The 20080-nt window shown below is 32.8% G+C and carries 13 protein-coding genes; 12 read left to right on the top strand and 1 reads right to left on the bottom strand.

Going from position 1 to position 20080, the window contains the following annotated elements; translation table 11 throughout:
• Positions 1-185: 185 nt before the first annotated feature.
• From HMPREF2658_RS05925 to pyk, 8 genes are all read left to right on the top strand, one after another.
• Positions 186-1484: a CBS domain-containing protein gene (locus tag HMPREF2658_RS05925; protein ID WP_000160435.1), complete on the top strand. Its 1299-nt coding sequence runs from the start codon at positions 186-188 to the stop codon at positions 1482-1484.
• A 308-nt stretch (positions 1485-1792) separates the two neighbouring features.
• The gene (pde2, locus tag HMPREF2658_RS05920) at positions 1793-2734 is read left to right on the top strand and encodes a pApA hydrolase Pde2 (protein WP_000626080.1); all 942 of its coding nucleotides are present in this window, start codon (positions 1793-1795) and stop codon (positions 2732-2734) included.
• A gap of 20 nt (positions 2735-2754) precedes the next feature.
• Positions 2755-5952 (top strand): DNA polymerase III subunit alpha, encoded by a 3198-nt coding sequence (locus tag HMPREF2658_RS05915; RefSeq protein ID WP_070854246.1) that lies wholly within the window; start codon positions 2755-2757, stop codon positions 5950-5952.
• Between the two features lie 449 nt (positions 5953-6401).
• A complete protein-coding gene (locus HMPREF2658_RS05910) occupies positions 6402-7631 on the top strand; it encodes an NADP-dependent malic enzyme (protein WP_000058389.1) in 1230 nt (409 codons plus the stop codon).
• Positions 7632-7825: 194 nt separating this feature from the next.
• Positions 7826-8683 (top strand): acetyl-CoA carboxylase, carboxyltransferase subunit beta, encoded by an 858-nt coding sequence (gene accD, locus HMPREF2658_RS05905; RefSeq protein ID WP_000471571.1) that lies wholly within the window; start codon positions 7826-7828, stop codon positions 8681-8683.
• Complete coding sequence (locus tag HMPREF2658_RS05900) at positions 8683-9627, top strand: acetyl-CoA carboxylase carboxyltransferase subunit alpha (RefSeq protein WP_000883646.1); 945 nt, start codon at positions 8683-8685, stop codon at positions 9625-9627. The genes accD and HMPREF2658_RS05900 overlap by 1 nt, the downstream gene beginning before the upstream one ends.
• A 268-nt stretch (positions 9628-9895) precedes the next feature.
• Entirely contained in the window at positions 9896-10864 is a 969-nt protein-coding gene (pfkA, locus tag HMPREF2658_RS05895) for a 6-phosphofructokinase (RefSeq protein WP_000717561.1), read from the top strand.
• 21 nt (positions 10865-10885) lie between these two features.
• Positions 10886-12643: a pyruvate kinase gene (pyk, locus tag HMPREF2658_RS05890; protein WP_001232655.1), complete on the top strand. Its 1758-nt coding sequence runs from the start codon at positions 10886-10888 to the stop codon at positions 12641-12643.
• 347 nt (positions 12644-12990) lie between these two features.
• Here pyk and HMPREF2658_RS05885 read toward each other — a convergent pair whose 3' ends face one another.
• Positions 12991-14352 (bottom strand): amino acid permease, encoded by a 1362-nt coding sequence (locus HMPREF2658_RS05885; RefSeq protein WP_000818532.1) that lies wholly within the window; start codon positions 14350-14352, stop codon positions 12991-12993.
• Between the two features lie 347 nt (positions 14353-14699).
• Between HMPREF2658_RS05885 and HMPREF2658_RS05880 the strand changes: the two genes are divergently transcribed.
• From HMPREF2658_RS05880 to pnpS, 4 genes are all read left to right on the top strand, one after another.
• Complete coding sequence (locus HMPREF2658_RS05880) at positions 14700-15821, top strand: citrate synthase (protein ID WP_000829167.1); 1122 nt, start codon at positions 14700-14702, stop codon at positions 15819-15821.
• Between the two features lie 48 nt (positions 15822-15869).
• Entirely contained in the window at positions 15870-17138 is a 1269-nt protein-coding gene (gene icd, locus HMPREF2658_RS05875) for an NADP-dependent isocitrate dehydrogenase (RefSeq protein WP_000123169.1), read from the top strand.
• 389 nt (positions 17139-17527) lie between these two features.
• Complete coding sequence (locus HMPREF2658_RS05865; RefSeq protein WP_000080026.1) at positions 17528-18232, top strand: response regulator transcription factor; 705 nt, start codon at positions 17528-17530, stop codon at positions 18230-18232.
• Positions 18232-19893 (top strand): two-component system histidine kinase PnpS, encoded by a 1662-nt coding sequence (gene pnpS / locus HMPREF2658_RS05860; protein WP_072468943.1) that lies wholly within the window; start codon positions 18232-18234, stop codon positions 19891-19893. Before HMPREF2658_RS05865 ends, pnpS begins: the two co-directional genes overlap by 1 nt.
• Positions 19894-20080 lie beyond the last annotated feature (187 nt).

The raw sequence follows: 20080 nt of genomic DNA, 5'->3' as shown, positions 1-20080 counted from the left end.
TACATTCTAATAAATAATAATGGATTTTTCCATTTAAAATTAAAGATTTTGTGATCTTTGTGTTTGTTGTATATTTTCAAAAAATAAAATAGGTGAAACGATCATTATTTCGTTTCACTTCAATGCTTTTTATCCAAAATAAAGTTATAATGTAGTTAATACTGTTCGAAAAGAAGAGGTAAAGAATGACAAAACATGAACAAATTTTAGATTATATTGAATCGTTATCTATAGGCTCTAAAATTTCGGTGCGTAAAATCGCTAAATTTTTAAACGTATCTGAAGGGACAGCATATCGTGCAATTAAAGATGCTGATAAAATGGGCATGGTCGCAACGATAGATCGTGTTGGTACGGTTCGAATCGAAAAACGTAATCGTAATGAAATTGAACATTTAACTTTTAATGAAATTGTCAATATTATTGATGGCCAAGTGTTAGGTGGCAACAAAGGTATCACTAAGATGGTATCTAAATTTGCAATTGGAGCAATGGAACTCAAAGATATTTTAAAGTATATTGGTCCAAAGACATTATTGATCGTCGGAAATCGCGAAGATGTGCAGATTGAAGCTTTAAAAAGAGGCACGGCTATATTAATTACTGGTGGATTTAAGCCATCTAATAAAGTTATTAATTTTGCGAATGAACATGATTTACCTGTTCTATCATCAAGTTATGATACATTCCTAGTTGCAAATATTATCAACAAAGCACTTTTTAATCAGAAAATACGAAAAGATATCTTAATAGTTCAAGATATAATGACGCCATTAGATGATTTATCTGTGCTGTTTGATACGATGAAAATAGCAGATTATAAGCGTATGGCGAATCGAACTGGCCATACAAGATTTCCGGTAGTCAATGAGTCTTATAAATTAGTAGGTATTGTAACAAGTCGAGAGATGATTAATACAAAGGACGACGACGAAATAGATAAAGTGATGACGCGAAATCCTATTTATGTAAATGCTATGAGTACAGTAGCAAGTTGTGCGCATATGATGATTTGGGAAGGTATTGAATTGATTCCTGTCGTTTCGAGTAATAAAAAGACAGTGGGTGTGATTAATAGACAAGATGTTTTAAAGTCCATGCAACTTTTAGGAAGACAGCCTCAAATGGGTGAAACAATTAACGATCAAATCGCCAAATATATAACAATGAATCAAGATGGAATTACAGTAGAAGTTTCACCACTGTTAATCAATCACTACGGAACAGTAAGTAAAGCGGCATTTGTAAGTATTATAGAAGAAACAATACAATATGAAATGCGTAAATTTAAAAAAGGTAATGTCATGATAGAGAACTTAAATATCGTGTATATTAAAACAGTACCTATTGAATCACATATAACAGTGCGCTTTGGCATACTAGACGTCGGAAGAAACTTCGCCAAAATAGAAGTGAACATGCATAGTCAAAACGACAAAGTAGCGAGTGCTCTCGTGATATGCCAAATGTTTGACGAAGTATAGGAACTTAGCAGAGAAAATAGGCATAAGATAGATTTCACACAAATGTTGGAGCCCAACTTACATTGTTTGTAGAAATTGGGGGTCCAATTTCTCTATGTTGGGGCCCCACCCCAACTTGCATTGTCTGTAGAATTTCTTTTCGAAATTCTCTATGTTGGGGCCCCTGAACTAAATAGTATGAAAATATATATCTAAATAATTAAAACGGGCAAATATTTTAATATGGTAGAACAATTTTTATAATTTAGATATTTTGATATAGACTAATGCTTAAATTAAGCAATTTTTCTAAAAAAGGGAGTATGAAAATGATTAGTACTTTGAATGAAATTATGAAATGTATTGAAGACAACGATACAATTATTATACACAGACACGTTAGACCAGATCCTGATGCATATGGTTCACAACTTGGTTTAAAATACTATATTCAACAGAAATTTCCGCAAAAGCAAGTATTTGCAGTGGGTGAAGCGGAATCATCATTAAGTTTTATTGGAGAGTTAGATAACATTGATGATAAAACATATCAAGATGCGCTTGTAATTGTTTGTGATACTGCCAATGCTCCACGAATTGACGATGAACGTTATAGTACAGGTAGTAAACTTATTAAAATAGATCATCATCCTGCAGTTGATCAGTATGGTGATATTAATCTAGTTAATACGAACGCGTCATCTACAAGTGAAATCATTTATGATATAATTTCACATTTTAATGATGAAGCAATTGTTAATAAAGATATCGCGAGTGTTTTATACCTTGGTATCGTCGGTGATACTGGGCGATTCCTTTTTAACAATACCTCAGAACATACTATGGAAATTGCTGGAAAGTTAATTGGTCATGATATTGATCATAATGCGCTTTTAAATAAAATGATGGAAAAGGATCCAAAAATGTTGCCGTTTCAAGGGTATGTTTTACAACATTTCGAACTTATGGATGATGGATTCTGCCAAGTTAAAATAACTGATGATGTATTGGAGCAATTCGGTATTCAGCCAAATGAAGCATCTCAGTTTGTTAATACAATTGCTGACATCAAAGGTTTGAAAATATGGGTGTTTGCAGTAGATGAGGGTAGTGAAATAAGATGTCGCTTACGCTCTAAAGGGCAATTGATTATTAATGATATTGCGCAAGATTTTGGTGGCGGTGGTCATCCGAATGCGTCAGGAGTTTCAGTAAACAGCTGGGATGAATTTGAGCAACTTGCTACAGCTTTACGCACAAAACTTAACTAATAGAAAGGAGCCATTCAATCATGGTGGCATATTTAAATATTCATACGGCTTATGATTTGTTAAATTCAAGCTTAAAAATAGAAGATGCCGTAAGACTTGCTGTGTCTGAAAATGTTGATGCACTTGCCATAACTGACACCAATGTATTGTATGGTTTTCCTAAATTTTATGATACATGTATTGCCAATAATATAAAGCCGATTTTTGGTATGACAATATACGTGACAAATGGATTAAATACAGTCGAAACAGTTGTTCTAGCAAAAGATAATAATGGTCTGAAGGATTTATATCAACTATCATCGGAAATAAAAATGAATGCATTAGAACATGTGTCGTTTGAATTATTAAAGCGATTTTCTAACAATATGATTATCATTTTTAAAAATGTTGCAGACGAACATCGTGACATTGTTCAAGTTTTTGATTCGCATGAAGATACGTATTTAGATCATCGAAGTGTTTTAGTTCAGGGTATAAAGCACGTATGGATTCAAAATGTTTGTTACCAAACACGTCAAGATGCCGATACGATTTCTGCATTAGCAGCTATTAGAGACAATACAAAATTAGACTTAATTCATGATCAAGAAGATTTTGGTGCGCATTTTTTAACTGAAAAGGAAATTAAACAATTAGATATTAACCAAGAATATTTAACGCAGGTTGATGTTATAGCTCAAAAGTGTAATGCAGAATTAAATTATCATCAATCTCTACTTCCTCAATATCAGACACCTAATGATGAATCAGCTAAAAAATATTTGTGGCGTGTCTTAGTTACACAATTAAAAAAATTAGAACTTAATTATGACGTCTATTTAGAGCGATTGAAATATGAGTATAAAGTTATTACTAATATGGGTTTTGAAGATTATTTCTTAATAGTAAGTGATTTAATCCATTATGCGAAAACGAATGATGTGATGGTAGGTCCAGGTCGTGGTTCTTCAGCTGGCTCTCTGGTAAGTTATTTATTGGGAATTACAACGATTGATCCGATTAAATTCAATCTATTATTTGAACGTTTTTTAAACCCAGAACGTGTAACAATGCCTGATATAGATATTGACTTTGAAGATACTCGCCGAGAAAAGGTCATTCAGTACGTCCAAGAAAAATATGGCGAGCTACATGTATCTGGAATTGTGACTTTCGGTCATCTGCTTGCAAGAGCGGTTGCTAGAGATGTTGGACGAATTATGGGGTTTGATGAAGTTACATTAAATGAAATTTCAAGTTTAATCCCACATAAATTAGGAATTACACTTGATGAAGCATATCAAATTGACGATTTTAAAAAGTTTGTACATCGAAACCATCGACATGAACGCTGGTTCAGTATTTGTAAAAAGTTAGAAGGTTTACCAAGACATACATCTACACATGCGGCAGGAATAATTATTAATGACCATCCATTATATGAATATGCCCCTTTAACGAAAGGGGATACAGGATTATTAACGCAATGGACAATGACTGAAGCCGAACGTATTGGTTTATTAAAAATAGATTTTCTAGGGTTACGAAATTTATCAATTATCCATCAAATTCTGACTCAAGTCAAAAAAGATTTAGGTATTAATATTGATATTGAAAAAATTCCATTTGAAGATCAAAAAGTGTTTGAATTGTTGTCGCAGGGAGATACGACTGGCATATTCCAATTAGAGTCTGACGGTGTAAGAAGTGTATTAAAAAAATTAAAGCCGGAACACTTTGAGGATATTGTTGCTGTAACTTCTTTGTATAGACCAGGTCCAATGGAAGAAATTCCAACTTACATTACAAGAAGACATGATCCAAGCAAAGTTCAATATTTACATCCACATTTAGAACCTATTTTAAAAAATACTTACGGTGTTATTATTTATCAAGAACAAATTATGCAAATAGCGAGTACATTTGCAAACTTTAGTTATGGTGAAGCGGATATTTTAAGAAGAGCAATGAGTAAAAAAAATAGAGCTTTTCTTGAAAGTGAGCGTCAACATTTTATAGAAGGTGCAAAGCAAAATGGTTATCACGAAGGCATTAGTAAGCAAATATTTGATTTGATTCTGAAATTTGCTGATTATGGTTTTCCTAGGGCACATGCTGTCAGCTATTCTAAAATTGCATACATTATGAGCTTTTTAAAAGTCCATTATCCAAATTATTTTTACGCAAATATTTTAAGTAATGTTATTGGAAGTGAGAAGAAAACTGCTCAAATGATAGAAGAAGCAAAAAAACAAGGTATCACTATATTGCCACCGAACATTAACGAAAGTCATTGGTTTTATAAACCTTCCCAAGAAGGCATTTATTTATCAATTGGTACAATTAAAGGAGTAGGTTATCAAAGTGTGAAAGTGATTGTTGATGAACGTTATCAGAACGGCAAATTTAAAGATTTCTTTGATTTTGCTAGACGTATACCGAAGCGAGTCAAAACGAGAAAGTTACTTGAAGCACTGATTTTAGTGGGAGCGTTTGATGCTTTTGGTAAAACACGTTCAACGTTGTTACAAGCTATTGATCAAGTGTTGGATGGTGATTTAAACATTGAACAAGATGGTTTTCTATTTGATATTTTAACGCCAAAACAGATGTATGAAGATAAAGAAGAATTGCCAGATGCACTTATTAGTCAGTATGAAAAAGAATATTTAGGATTTTATGTTTCGCAACACCCAGTAGATAAAATGTTTGTTGCCAAACAATATTTAACGATATTTAAATTGAGTAACGCGCAGAATAATAAGCCTATATTAGTACAGTTTGATAAAGTTAAACAAATCCGAACTAAAAATGGTCAAAATATGGCATTCGTCACATTAAATGATGGCATCGAAACTTTAGATGGTGTGATTTTCCCTAATCAGTTTAAAAAGTACGAAGAGTTGTTATCACATAATGACTTATTTATAGTTAGCGGGAAATTTGACTTTAGAAAGCAACAACGTCAATTAATTATAAATGAGATTCAGACATTAGCGACTTTTGAAGAACAAAAATTAGCATTTGCCAAACAAATTATAATTAGAAATAAATCACAAATAGATATGTTTGAAGAGATGGTTAAAGCTACGAAAGAGAATGCTAATGATGTTGTGTTATCCTTTTATGATGAAACGATTAAACAAATGACTACTTTAGGCTATATTAATCAAAAAGATAGTATGTTTAATAATTTTATACAATCCTTTAACCCTAGTGATATTAGGCTTATATAACTTTTATCAACTAATAAATTATGATATAGTAAACTGATGGTTAGATATTTTTTAACCATCAGTTTGCGTTTATATTAGTTTTTTATGCTTATTATTTTTATGAGTTTCACTTTACATTATTGATTAATCCATAAGAATAATTAGCACAAAAAGCAGTATACATAAATTGAGTAAAGAATTTTGTCGATATATCGTGCGAAAAAATAATAACTTTTTGATATATTGGTTTTTGCTATCCATTATAATAATTAAAGGTATATCTTTAGATAGTATGGTTTAATGTATCTTTATAAATATTATTTTATTATCATTTATCGCTATTTGTGTTACATAAACAAAACCATAAATTCTTACTCATTCAGATTTACCCAATATTTTTACTTTTATAATGTAATGCGTTTTATCCAAGTTATTTTTTAAAAATAAATATTGAATTAGGGGCTGATTTCATGTCATTAAGAGATGAAGCATTGGAAATGCACAAACGTAATCAAGGTAAATTAGAAGTTAAACCAAATGTAAAAGTTACTAATAAAGAGGAATTAAGTTTAGCATACTCACCTGGCGTTGCTGAACCGTGTAAAGATATATATGAAGACAAAAGAAAAGTGTATGATTACACAATAAAAGGAAATACAGTTGCGGTTATTACTGATGGAACAGCGGTATTAGGTTTAGGTAACATTGGACCTGAAGCTAGTATTCCTGTAATGGAAGGTAAAGCAGTATTATTCAAAAGCTTCGCTGGTATCAATGGGGTGCCTATTGCGTTAAATACAACTGATACCGAAGAAATCATTAAAACAGTTAAATTGTTAGAACCTAATTATGGTGGTATTAATTTAGAGGATATTTCGGCACCACGTTGTTTTGAAATTGAAGAACGATTGAAAAAAGAAACTAATATTCCGGTATTCCATGACGATCAACATGGTACAGCAATTGTAACAATGGCAGGTTTGGTAAATGCATTAAGAGTTGTTAACAAAGATATTGCTAAAATAAAAGTTGTACTAAATGGTGCTGGTGCAGCAGGAATAGCCATTGTTAAATTACTATACGCGTATGGTGTAAGAAATATGGTTATGTGTGACTCAAGAGGCGCAATTTTTGAAGGACGTTCATATGGTATGAATCCTACCAAAGATGTTGTAGCTAAATGGACAAATAAAGATAAGATTGAAGGGTCTCTAGAAGAAGTCGTAAAAGACGCAGATGTATTTATTGGAGTTTCTGTAGCTAATGCGCTGTCACAAGATATGGTTAAGAGTATGGCAGATAATCCAATTATATTTGCAATGGCTAATCCAAATCCTGAAATAATACCTGATGATGCCAAAGCGGCAGGTGCACGAGTTGTTGGTACAGGACGTTCAGACTATCCTAACCAAATTAATAATGTATTAGCTTTCCCTGGTATTTTTAGAGGTGCATTAGAGGTTGAAGCTACACATATAAATGAAGAAATGAAAAAGGCAGCTGTAGAAGCGATTGCTGATTTAATCGATAGTTCTGAATTAAATGAAGACTACTGTATCCCAGGACCGTTTGATAAACGTGTAGCGCCATCAGTTGCTCGTAATGTTGCTAAAGCGGCAATGGAATCTGGAGTAGCTAGGATTGAAGTTGATCCGCAAGATGTGTATGATAAAACAATGAAACTTACAGATTTACAATAAAAATAATTAACGTTTAATTAAATTGCTTAAAGGTTAGCAATAAAGAGTCATTAAAATGATGAAAATGAAAGTTTATGATAAACATTCAACAGTCAAACGAATATAAATCAAATAAATTTAAACCCGTTTTTAACTGGTCAAGTTCAGTTTATGGCTCTAAATGGTTAGAACAGAGGTTATTTGGAGGTTTTCCTATGTTTAAAGATTTTTTTAATCGAACAAAGAAAAAGAAATATCTTACAGTACAAGACTCTAAAAATAATGATGTGCCTGCAGGTATTATGACTAAGTGTCCAAAGTGTAAGAAAATTATGTACACAAAAGAATTAGCTGAAAATTTAAATGTGTGCTTTAATTGTGATCATCATATAGCTTTAACTGCGTATAAACGTATAGAAGCAATTTCTGATGAAGGATCATTTACAGAATTCGATAAGGGAATGACCTCTGCGAATCCATTAGATTTTCCAAGTTATTTAGAAAAAATTGAAAAGGACCAACAAAAGACAGGTCTTAAAGAAGCAGTAGTGACTGGTACAGCGCAACTAGATGGTATGAAATTTGGCGTTGCTGTCATGGATTCACGTTTTAGAATGGGAAGTATGGGATCGGTTATCGGTGAAAAGATATGTCGCATCATTGATTACTGCACTGAGAATCGTTTACCATTTATTCTTTTCTCTGCAAGTGGTGGTGCACGTATGCAAGAAGGTATTATTTCCTTGATGCAAATGGGTAAAACCAGTGTATCTTTAAAACGTCATTCTGACGCTGGACTATTATATATATCATATTTAACACATCCAACTACTGGTGGTGTATCTGCAAGTTTTGCATCAGTTGGTGATATAAATTTAAGCGAGCCAAAAGCGTTGATAGGTTTTGCAGGTCGTCGAGTTATTGAACAGACAATAAACGAAAAATTACCAGATGATTTCCAAACTGCAGAATTTTTATTAGAGCATGGACAATTGGACAAAGTTGTACATCGTAATGATATGCGTCAAACATTGTCTGAAATTCTAAAAATCCATCAAGAGGTGACTAAATAATGTTAGATTTTGAAAAACCACTTTTTGAAATTCGAAATAAAATTGAATCTTTAAAAGAGTCTCAAGATAAAAATGATGTGGATTTACAAGAAGAAATTGACATGCTTGAAGCGTCATTGGAACGAGAAACTAAAAAAATATATACAAATTTAAAACCATGGGATCGTGTGCAAATTGCGCGTTTGCAAGAAAGACCTACGACATTAGATTATATTCCATATATCTTTGATTCGTTTATGGAACTACATGGTGATCGAAACTTTAGAGATGATCCAGCAATGATTGGCGGTATTGGCTTTTTAAATGGTCGTGCTGTTACGGTTATTGGACAACAACGTGGAAAAGATACAAAAGATAATATTTATCGAAATTTTGGTATGGCGCATCCAGAAGGTTATCGAAAAGCATTACGTTTAATGAAACAAGCTGAAAAATTCAATCGTCCTATCTTTACATTTATAGATACAAAAGGTGCATATCCTGGTAAAGCTGCTGAAGAACGTGGACAAAGTGAATCTATCGCAACAAATTTGATTGAGATGGCTTCACTAAAAGTACCAGTTATTGCGATTGTCATTGGTGAAGGTGGTAGTGGAGGTGCCCTAGGTATTGGTATTGCCAATAAAGTATTGATGTTAGAGAATAGCACTTACTCTGTTATATCTCCTGAAGGTGCAGCGGCATTATTATGGAAAGACAGTAATTTGGCTAAAATTGCAGCTGAAACAATGAAAATTACTGCCCATGATATTAAGCAATTAGGTATTATAGATGATGTCATTTCTGAACCACTTGGCGGTGCACATAAAGATATTGAACAGCAAGCTTTAGCTATTAAATCAGCGTTTGTTGAACAATTAGATTCACTTGAGTCATTATCACGCGATGAAATTGCTAATGATCGGTTTGAAAAATTCAGAAATATTGGTTCTTATATAGAATAATCAACTTGAGCATTTTTATGTTAAATCGTTACTGGGTTTTACCATAAATTGAAGTACATTAGAACAATAATTTAATATTTAGATACTGAATTTTAACTAAGATTAGTAGTCAAAATGGTGGCTACTAATCTTTTTTTAATTAAGTTAAAATAAAATTCAATATTTAAAACGTTTACATCAATTCAATACATTAGTTTTGATGGAATGACATATCAATTTGTGGTAATTTAGAGTTAAAGATAAATCAGTTATAGAAAGGTATGTCGTCATGAAGAAAATTGCAGTTTTAACTAGTGGTGGAGATTCACCTGGAATGAATGCTGCCGTAAGAGCAGTTGTTCGTACAGCAATTTACAATGAAATTGAAGTTTATGGTGTGTATCATGGTTACCAAGGATTGTTAAATGATGATATTCATAAACTTGAATTAGGATCAGTTGGGGATACGATTCAGCGTGGAGGTACATTCTTGTATTCAGCAAGATGTCCAGAGTTTAAGGAGCAAGAAGTACGTAAAGTTGCAATCGAAAACTTACGTAAAAGAGGCATTGAGGGCCTTGTAGTTATTGGTGGTGACGGTAGTTATCGCGGTGCACAACGCATCAGTGAGGAATGCAAAGAAATTCAAACTATCGGTATTCCTGGTACGATTGACAATGATATCAATGGTACTGATTTTACAATTGGATTTGACACAGCTTTAAATACGATTATTGGCTTAGTCGACAAAATTAGAGATACTGCGTCAAGTCACGCACGAACATTTATCATTGAAGCAATGGGCCGTGATTGTGGAGATCTAGCATTATGGGCTGGATTATCAGTTGGTGCTGAGACAATTGTAGTTCCAGAAGTGAAAACAGATATTAAAGAAATAGCTGATAAAATTGAACAAGGTATTAAACGTGGTAAGAAACACTCAATCGTTCTTGTAGCAGAAGGTTGCATGACTGCGCAAGATTGTCAAAAAGAATTATCACAATACATCAATGTTGATAATAGAGTGTCTGTGTTAGGTCACGTTCAACGTGGTGGTAGCCCAACAGGTGCGGATAGAGTTTTAGCATCACGTTTAGGTGGATATGCGGTAGACTTATTAATGCAAGGTGAAACAGCTAAGGGTGTTGGAATTAAGAACAATAAAATTGTAGCAACATCTTTTGATGAAATTTTTGATGGTAAAGATCATAAATTTGATTATAGTCTATATGAACTTGCTAACAAGTTATCTATATAAGATTTCAGGAGGAATTATAAAATGAGAAAAACTAAAATTGTATGTACAATTGGACCAGCTTCAGAATCAGAAGAAATGATTGAGAAATTAATCAATGCTGGTATGAACGTTGCACGATTAAACTTTTCACATGGTAGTCATGAAGAGCATAAAGGTAGAATTGATACAATTCGTAAAGTAGCTAAAAGATTAGACAAAATTGTAGCAATCTTATTAGATACGAAAGGTCCAGAAATTCGTACGCATAATATGAAAGACGGTATCATTGAACTTGAACGTGGTAACGAAGTTATTGTTAGCATGAATGAAGTTGAAGGAACACCTGAAAAGTTCTCAGTAACATATGAAAACTTAATTAACGATGTTCAAGTAGGTTCATACATTTTACTTGATGATGGTTTAATTGAATTACAAGTTAAAGATATTGATCATGCTAAAAAAGAAGTTAAATGTGATATTTTAAACTCTGGTGAGCTTAAAAACAAAAAAGGTGTTAACTTACCTGGTGTAAGAGTTAGTTTACCTGGTATTACAGAAAAAGATGCTGAAGATATCCGTTTCGGTATTAAAGAAAATGTTGACTTCATTGCAGCAAGTTTCGTACGTCGTCCTAGTGATGTTTTAGAAATTCGTGAAATTTTAGAAGAACAAAAAGCTAACATTTCAGTATTCCCTAAAATTGAAAACCAAGAAGGTATTGATAATATTGAGGAAATTCTTGAAGTGTCTGATGGTTTAATGGTTGCACGTGGTGACATGGGTGTTGAAATCCCACCTGAAAAAGTACCAATGGTTCAAAAAGATTTAATCAGACAATGTAACAAATTAGGTAAACCAGTTATTACAGCTACACAAATGTTAGATTCTATGCAACGTAACCCACGTGCTACACGTGCAGAAGCTAGTGACGTTGCCAACGCAATCTATGATGGTACAGATGCAGTAATGTTATCTGGTGAAACTGCTGCTGGTTTATATCCTGAAGAAGCTGTTAAAACAATGAGAAATATTGCTGTATCAGCTGAAGCAGCCCAAGATTACAAAAAGTTATTGTCAGATCGTACTAAATTAGTTGAAACTTCATTAGTGAATGCTATCGGTATTTCGGTTGCACATACAGCTTTAAACTTAAATGTTAAAGCAATTGTAGCTGCTACTGAAAGTGGTTCAACGGCACGTACTATCTCTAAATATCGTCCACATTCAGACATAATTGCAGTGACTCCAAGTGAAGAAACTGCACGTCAATGTTCAATTGTTTGGGGTGTTCAACCTGTAGTTAAAAAAGGACGTAAGAGTACAGATGCACTGTTAAACAATGCAGTTGCAACAGCTGTTGAAACTGGTAGAGTAACTAATGGTGATTTAATCATTATTACTGCTGGTGTACCAACTGGTGAAACTGGAACTACTAATATGATGAAAATCCACCTAGTTGGTGACGAAATTGCTAATGGTCAAGGTATTGGACGTGGATCAGTTGTTGGTACTACGTTAGTTGCTGAAACTGTTAAAGATTTAGAAGGTAAAGATTTATCTGACAAAGTTATCGTTACAAACTCAATCGATGAAACGTTTGTACCTTATGTAGAAAAAGCGTTAGGCTTAATTACAGAAGAAAATGGAATTACATCACCAAGTGCAATTGTTGGTTTAGAAAAAGGCATTCCAACAGTTGTAGGTGTAGAAAAAGCTGTTAAAAACATAAGCAATAACGTGTTAGTTACGATTGATGCTGCTCAAGGTAAAATCTTTGAAGGATATGCAAACGTACTATAATTTATAAAAAAACGTCTTTCCATTTATCAACAATGGAAAGGCGTTTTTTGGTTCATCTGGTATTTTATGACGTAATTAATAGGATATTTGATAATGATAATGTATGAATAGCAATCTATATAAATGTTTATATCTTTTATACATGTACATTATCAGCTTTAAACTTTCACTCATATTACTTTGGAAAATTATTATAAAATAGAAGTATGGATGTATTTCTGAAATGATACATTATTAAATAGATGAGAAAGTAAAAGTATTGAGGCAAGTACGCAATTTAATATTATAAGTTGCATATAAAAACCCCTGTTGAACTTTAATATATTCAACAGGGGTAAAACTTGTTTTTAGTTATTTGATTTAGCAGCGATACGTTTATATCTTAAGTACATAAATCCTAATAGTATAAACCAAATCGGAATAAAGTATATCGCACGTCTTGTTTCAACATTGATAAACAATAGGCCAAACACAAATATAAAGAATACAAAAATGAGATAGCCCATATATTTTCCGCCAAACAATTTATACGTAGCCTTTTTATGAAGGTCTGGATTTTTACGACTATAATTGATATAAGCGATGATAATCAGTCCCCAAACAACTAAGAATAATACTGTAGAGATTGTTGTCACATACGTAAATACTTTAGTAGCATCAGGGAAAATATAGTTTAATAATGCTGCCACGAGTAACAATGCTGATGAAGCAAAGATCGCTACATGTGGAACGCCATACTTATTCGTCTTAGAGAAATTCGGTGGTGCTTGTTGTTGACTTGATAAACCGAACAGCATACGACTATTCGAGAAAATACCACTGTTACATGATGAAGCAGCAGCAGTTAGTACTACAAAATTAATCAAGCCTGCAGCAAATGGAATTCCAATTAATGCGAATAATTTTACGAATGGACTGTTATCAGGATCAACTTGTTGCCAAGGAATAATCGACATGATAACCGCTAGAGCACCGACATAAAATATTAAAATTCTAATAGGAACACTATTAATCGCTTTTGGTATTGTTTTAACAGGATCTTTCGTTTCACCTGCCGTAACACCAATCATTTCGATTCCCACGAATGAGAATAAGGCCATTTGGAATGACATAAAGAATCCAGATGCTCCTTTAGGGAATACACCGTGCTCGTATAGATTCGTGAAACTCGCATGTCCAAATTGAGTTTTATATGCAAATAGAATCATAACGAAACCTACGACAATTAAACCAATGATTGTTGCTATTTTAATGATAGAGAACCAAAATTCTAACTCTCCAAATAGTCTCGCACTCAATAAGTTAAAAGACATTAATAACAATACGCAAAAAAGTGCACTAATCCAGTTTGGAATTTCTGGGAACCAGAAGCTTACATACTTTGCTACAGCTGTTACTTCAGCCATACCTGTAATAATCCAACAGAACCAGTATGTCCAACCGGTTACGAATCCTGCAAAAGGCCCAATGTATGTATTGGTTACATCTGCGAAAGATTTAAATTCAGTATTTTGAATGATGATTTCACCTAAACCTCGCATAAACATAAATAACATAAATCCAATAATGATATATGTTAGTAATATAGAAGGGCCAGTTAATGCAATCGTTTGACCAGCGCCTAAGAATAGCCCTGTACCAATTGCGCCACCAATAGCAATTAATTGAATGTGGCGATTGCTCAGTTCCCTTTGTAATTTTTCAGCCATAATACATCTCCCTTAAATATAGATATGTTTATTATGCACTTATATTAGGATATATACAATTATTTTCGGTAAAAATGTGTAAAATTCCATGTTAATATACTTTGGATTTTATAATCATATATAATAACCAATTGAAAATTTTATTCTATGCTAAAAGTTGGTGATGAATATAATCTTGAAAAAGCTTTAATGGTGCTATTTGTGTCCATTCTGTGACATTTACATAGATTTACAAAATAATTGTTGCACATATAATGCCAGTTTTTATATTTCACAAACGAAATGCGTTTAGCTATAATATTAGTTGAAAGCCATTTCATAAAGAAACAGTAAAGGGGAAATTTATCATGGCAGAATTACAAAGAGGTTTAGAAGGGGTTATCGCAGCAGAGACTAAAATAAGTTCAATTATTGAAAGTCAATTGACTTATGCCGGCTATGATATTGATGATCTAGCTGAAAATGCGCAATTTGAAGAAGTTATTTTCCTATTATGGAACTATAGATTGCCAAATGAAGAAGAGCTTGCTCATTTAAAGGGGAAATTAAATCAATACATGACATTAAATCCTCGTGTGTATACACATTTTGAGGAGTATGTTACAGATCACGTGCATCCAATGACAGCATTACGTACGTCATTATCATATATTGCACATTTCGATCCTGATGCTGAAAATGAATCAGATGAAAATCGTTATGAAAGAGCAATGCGTATACAAGCTAAAGTAGCATCATTAGTTACAGCGTTTGCTCGAGTAAGACAAGATAAAGAACCACTTAAGCCTAATCCTGACTTAAGTTATGCGGCAAACTTCCTATATATGTTACGTGGGGAATTACCAACAGATATAGAAGTAGAAGCTTTCAATAAAGCACTTATTTTACACGCTGATCATGAGTTGAACGCATCTGCATTTACAGCACGTTGTGCGGTATCATCATTGTCAGATATGTACTCAGGTATTGTAGCAGCTGTAGGTTCTCTGAAAGGGCCATTACATGGTGGTGCAAACGAACAAGTTATGACGATGTTATCTGAGATTGGGTCAATTGAAAATGTTGATGCTTACTTAGATGAAAAATTTGCAAATAAAGATAAAGTAATGGGCTTCGGTCATCGTGTATATAAAGATGGTGATCCTAGAGCGAAATATTTAAGAGAAATGAGCCGTCAAATTACGAAAGACGCTGGTCGAGAAGAATTATTTGAAATGTCAGTGAAAATGGAAAAACGCATGGCAGAAGAAAAAGGATTAATTCCAAATGTTGATTTTTATAGTGCGAGTGTTTATCACTGTATGGAAATACCTCATGATTTATTCACGCCAATCTTTGCTGTAAGTCGTTCTGCAGGATGGATTGCTCATATTTTAGAACAATATAAAGATAATAGAATTATGCGTCCTAGAGCGAAATATATTGGCGAAACGAATCGTAAGTATATTCCGCTTGAAGAAAGAAAATAATCAATACAAATTAAAAATGAAGATGTAAAATTTGGAGGTAAAATAACTATGACTGCAGAAAAAATTACTCAAGGAACTGAAGGATTAAACGTACCTAATGAACCAATTATACCATTTATTATCGGTGATGGAATTGGACCGGATATTTGGAAGGCAGCAAGCCGAGTTATAGATGCTGCTGTTGAGAAAGCTTATAATGGCGAAAAACGCATTGAATGGAAAGAAGTGCTAGCTGGCCAAAAAGCATTTGATACAACTGGCGAATGGTTACCTCAAGAAACACTTGATACAATTAAAGAATATTTAATTGCTGTTAAAGGACCTTTAACAACACCAATTGGTGGTGGTATTAGATCATTAAATGTAGCTTTACGCCAAGAATTAGATTTATTTACTTGTTTAAGACCGGTACGTTGGTTTAAAGGAGTACCATCACCTGTTAAACGTCCACAAGATGTTGATATGGTTATTTTCCGTGAAAATACTGAAGACATTTATGCTGGTATTGAATTTAAAGAAGGTACAACAGAAGTTAAAAAGGTAATTGATTTCTTACAAAACGAAATGGGTGCGACAAATATTCGATTCCCAGAAACTTCAGGTATTGGTATTAAGCCAGTTTCTAAAGAAGGTACTGAGCGATTAGTTAGAGCAGCAATTCAATATGCTATCGATAATAACCGTAAATCAGTTACTTTAGTTCATAAAGGTAATATTATGAAATTTACAGAAGGCTCATTTAAGCAGTGGGGTTACGATTTAGCATTAACTGAATTTGGTGATCAAGTATTTACTTGGCAACAATATGACGAAATTGTTGAAAAAGAAGGCAGAGATGCTGCTAATGCTGCACAAGAAAAAGCTGAAAAAGAAGGCAAGATTATCATTAAAGATTCTATTGCTGACATTTTCTTACAACAAATTTTAACTCGTCCAGCTGAGCATGATGTTGTAGCAACAATGAACTTGAATGGTGACTATATTTCAGATGCATTAGCTGCACAAGTTGGTGGTATTGGTATTGCGCCAGGTGCAAACATTAATTATGAAACAGGTCATGCTATTTTTGAAGCAACACATGGTACAGCTCCAAAATATGCAGGTTTAAATAAAGTGAATCCATCTTCAGTAATTTTAAGTTCTGTATTAATGTTAGAACATTTAGGATGGCAAGAAGCGGCAGATAAGATTACAGATTCAATTGAAGATACAATTGCTTCAAAAGTTGTTACTTATGACTTTGCCCGTTTAATGGATGGTGCTGAAGAAGTTTCTACATCAGCATTTGCAGATGAATTGATTAAAAATTTAAAATAAGCAAAATAAACTTAGGTGAGTCTAGCAACTTTAATTGCTAGGTTCACCTTTTTAAATGAATTGAAGTTGGCAGCAGGATAGAAATGATAAAGAGTCACTAATGATTGATTATGTAGTGTTTCTTACACATTAACTAAAGCGAATGTGTACATAAGCTTAGGAATAAATGAGTAAAACTCATGCATAGGTAGTGGGATAGAAATGATATTTTCACAAAATTTATTTCGTTGTCCGAGAGTAAGTCATGTAAATTATAGAAGGAAATATAAGAAGTATTTTATTTATGTGTAAAGTAATGTAAAAAATGTGTAAAGATAATGTGTAGGATGTTATTTTTATAAATAGTTCGGTTATAATGTAAATATAATTATAAGTTAGGGAGGCATACCATGTCGCAAAAAGTGTTGGTAGTAGATGACGAACATTCAATCGTAACATTACTTAAATATAACTTAGAAACAGCTGGTTATGAAGTTGTTGTCGCATTTGATGGTGATGAGGCTTTAGAGAAGGTAGAAAATGAACAGCCAGATTTAATTATTTTAGATGTTATGCTACCTAAAAAAGATGGCATTGACGTATGTAAGACTGTAAGAACAAATAAAAATTTAGTCCCTATATTAATGTTAACGGCGAAAAATGATGAATTTGATCGGGTATTAGGTTTAGAATTAGGTGCCGATGACTATATGACTAAGCCTTTTTCACCTAGAGAAGTTGTTGCCCGTGTAAAAGCCATTTTAAGACGTTCGCAATTTGTAAAAGAAGTAGAAGAGATTGACGATGATATTACCATCGGATCGATACGTATTAGACCCGATTATTTTGAAGTATATAAGCATAATGAGTTATTGGAGCTAACACCGAAAGAATTTGAACTGTTGCTTTATTTGATAGAAAGACAAGGCAGAGTCATTACGAGAGAGCATATGTTAAATACGGTATGGAATTATGAATTTGCAGGAGACTCAAGAATTGTTGATGTACATATCAGTCATTTAAGAGATAAATTAGAAGATAATCCTAAGAAGCCACAACTTATTAAAACTGTGCGTGGCTTAGGCTATAAATTGGAAAGACCTAAAGAACAATGATGAAGTTTCACCACCGCTTAATGTTATTGATAAGCAGTATATTAATTATCAGTTTTGTTACATTAGGCATTATTATTCACGCTTCCATCACATATGTTTTATCAGAAAAACACGAACAAGCTCTAGCAACAGATGCAAGATCATATATTTATTTAGTCCAAGATAATGAGATTGATAAAGTTAAAGAAATTGTAAAACAGCAAAATATAGATTTATTGATAACTAAAAATGATAAAAAGGTGTTTAGTAGTGGCAAACTGAAAGCTGTCTCAAATAGTGATAGCTATATTCAAAAAAAGGACGTTTTTATTTTTAATAAGAAGGTTAACGGTTATCATGTATGGATTAAAGGTTACAATAACGATATTACAGAAATGCATTGGACGTTGTGGAAATATCTTATTTTGACATGTTTAGTTGTACTCATTTGTTTGTATTTTGCAAGCCGTAGTTTTAAGCGTACATTAATCCGTCCCATTCAAGAAGTTACTTATGCAACACAATTGTTGGCAAATGGTTATTATCACATACGTGTACCTGAAAGTAATGTTGTAGAAACTAAAGCGCTTTTTGTGTCTACCAATGATCTAGCACGACGCCTTCAAAAGCTTAATAATGAGCAAAAAATGCAATCCAATCGTTTAAAAACAACGATTGAAAATATTCCAAGTGCTATTTTAATGATAGATCGAAATGGAAAAATTGTTGTTGCAAATAAAGCGTATTATGAACAGTTCAACATCACACATAATATAGAACAAATAGGCTATCACGGCTATGTTAATACTGAAATTGAGCAATTAATTTTAGAAAGTTTTAAAGTTGAAAAACCTATTTATGAACAATTGGAAGTTGCAATAAATCAAGTCCATGCCAAGTACTTTGATATTTCATGCGTTCCGATTTTAACTAGATCTCAAAAAAGTTTGCAAGGGATTTTAGTTGTGATGCATGACATTACAAATCTGAAACAACTTGAAAATTTAAGACGTGAATTTGTAGCAAATGTTTCACATGAATTAAAAACCCCTATTACTTCAATTAAGGGGTTTGCTGAAACACTTATTGATGGTGCAAAAAATGATGCGGAATCATTAGACATGTTTTTGAACATAATTTTAAAAGAATCAAATCGAATAGAATCTTTAGTAACAGATCTGTTAGATTTATCGCATATTGAGCAACATACCGAGTTAGATACAGACTATATGAATTTATCAGATTTAACGCGGCGTATTATTGATAATATGATGACTCAAGCCAATCAAAAAAATATTTCCATTCATACTGATATTGAAAAAGATGTCATTGTTAAAGCACAAGAAAGTAAAATTGCTCAAGTAATCACGAATTTGTTAACGAATGCAATTAACTATTCTTATGAAGATGGAGATATTAACGTTCGTGTGTATCGAGATGACTTTCGTGTCATTTTCGAAGTACAAGATTTTGGTATAGGTATTAAATTAGAAGACCAACAACGTATTTTTGAAAGATTTTATAGAGTAGATAAAGCACGAAGTAGAGATTCTGGTGGGACAGGTCTTGGATTATCAATTACAAAGCATATAGTAGAGGCCCACCAAGGCAATATTGAAGTGAATAGTCAAGTTGGCAAAGGGTCAACGTTCAAAGTTATTCTAAAAGATTATAAAGAATAAAAATTAAAGTGGTAACAGCGCGTATATTTTTCACGAAGTTGTTGCTGCTTTTTTATTACGTTCAAATCTCTATTGGTATTAAATTAGAGTTAATGAAGTGGAATAAATTCGGTTGTCAATTTTGTCATTTGCATATGTCGTTTTGTAAGTTATAAGTAATAGATTGTTGTGAATCAAGCAATTTTAT

Source organism: Staphylococcus sp. HMSC062H10, assembly GCF_001836945.1.
GTDB lineage: Bacteria > Bacillota > Bacilli > Staphylococcales > Staphylococcaceae > Staphylococcus > Staphylococcus aureus.
The sequence above is the reverse complement of the archived record's forward strand: the minus strand, read 5'-3'. Positions and strand labels throughout refer to the sequence as shown.

Coding starts and splice junctions, on each gene's coding strand:
- pfkA (WP_000717561.1), top strand. CDS start 9,896: ATGAAGAAAATTGCAGTTTTAACTAGTGGTGGAGATTCACCTGGAATG.
- HMPREF2658_RS05885 (WP_000818532.1), bottom strand. CDS start 14,352: ATGGCTGAAAAATTACAAAGGGAACTGAGCAATCGCCACATTCAATTA.
- HMPREF2658_RS05915 (WP_070854246.1), top strand. CDS start 2,755: ATGGTGGCATATTTAAATATTCATACGGCTTATGATTTGTTAAATTCA.
- accD (WP_000471571.1), top strand. CDS start 7,826: ATGTTTAAAGATTTTTTTAATCGAACAAAGAAAAAGAAATATCTTACA.
- HMPREF2658_RS05925 (WP_000160435.1), top strand. CDS start 186: ATGACAAAACATGAACAAATTTTAGATTATATTGAATCGTTATCTATA.
- HMPREF2658_RS05865 (WP_000080026.1), top strand. CDS start 17,528: ATGTCGCAAAAAGTGTTGGTAGTAGATGACGAACATTCAATCGTAACA.
- HMPREF2658_RS05910 (WP_000058389.1), top strand. CDS start 6,402: ATGTCATTAAGAGATGAAGCATTGGAAATGCACAAACGTAATCAAGGT.
- HMPREF2658_RS05880 (WP_000829167.1), top strand. CDS start 14,700: ATGGCAGAATTACAAAGAGGTTTAGAAGGGGTTATCGCAGCAGAGACT.
- pnpS (WP_072468943.1), top strand. CDS start 18,232: ATGAAGTTTCACCACCGCTTAATGTTATTGATAAGCAGTATATTAATT.
- pde2 (WP_000626080.1), top strand. CDS start 1,793: ATGATTAGTACTTTGAATGAAATTATGAAATGTATTGAAGACAACGAT.
- pyk (WP_001232655.1), top strand. CDS start 10,886: ATGAGAAAAACTAAAATTGTATGTACAATTGGACCAGCTTCAGAATCA.
- HMPREF2658_RS05900 (WP_000883646.1), top strand. CDS start 8,683: ATGTTAGATTTTGAAAAACCACTTTTTGAAATTCGAAATAAAATTGAA.
- icd (WP_000123169.1), top strand. CDS start 15,870: ATGACTGCAGAAAAAATTACTCAAGGAACTGAAGGATTAAACGTACCT.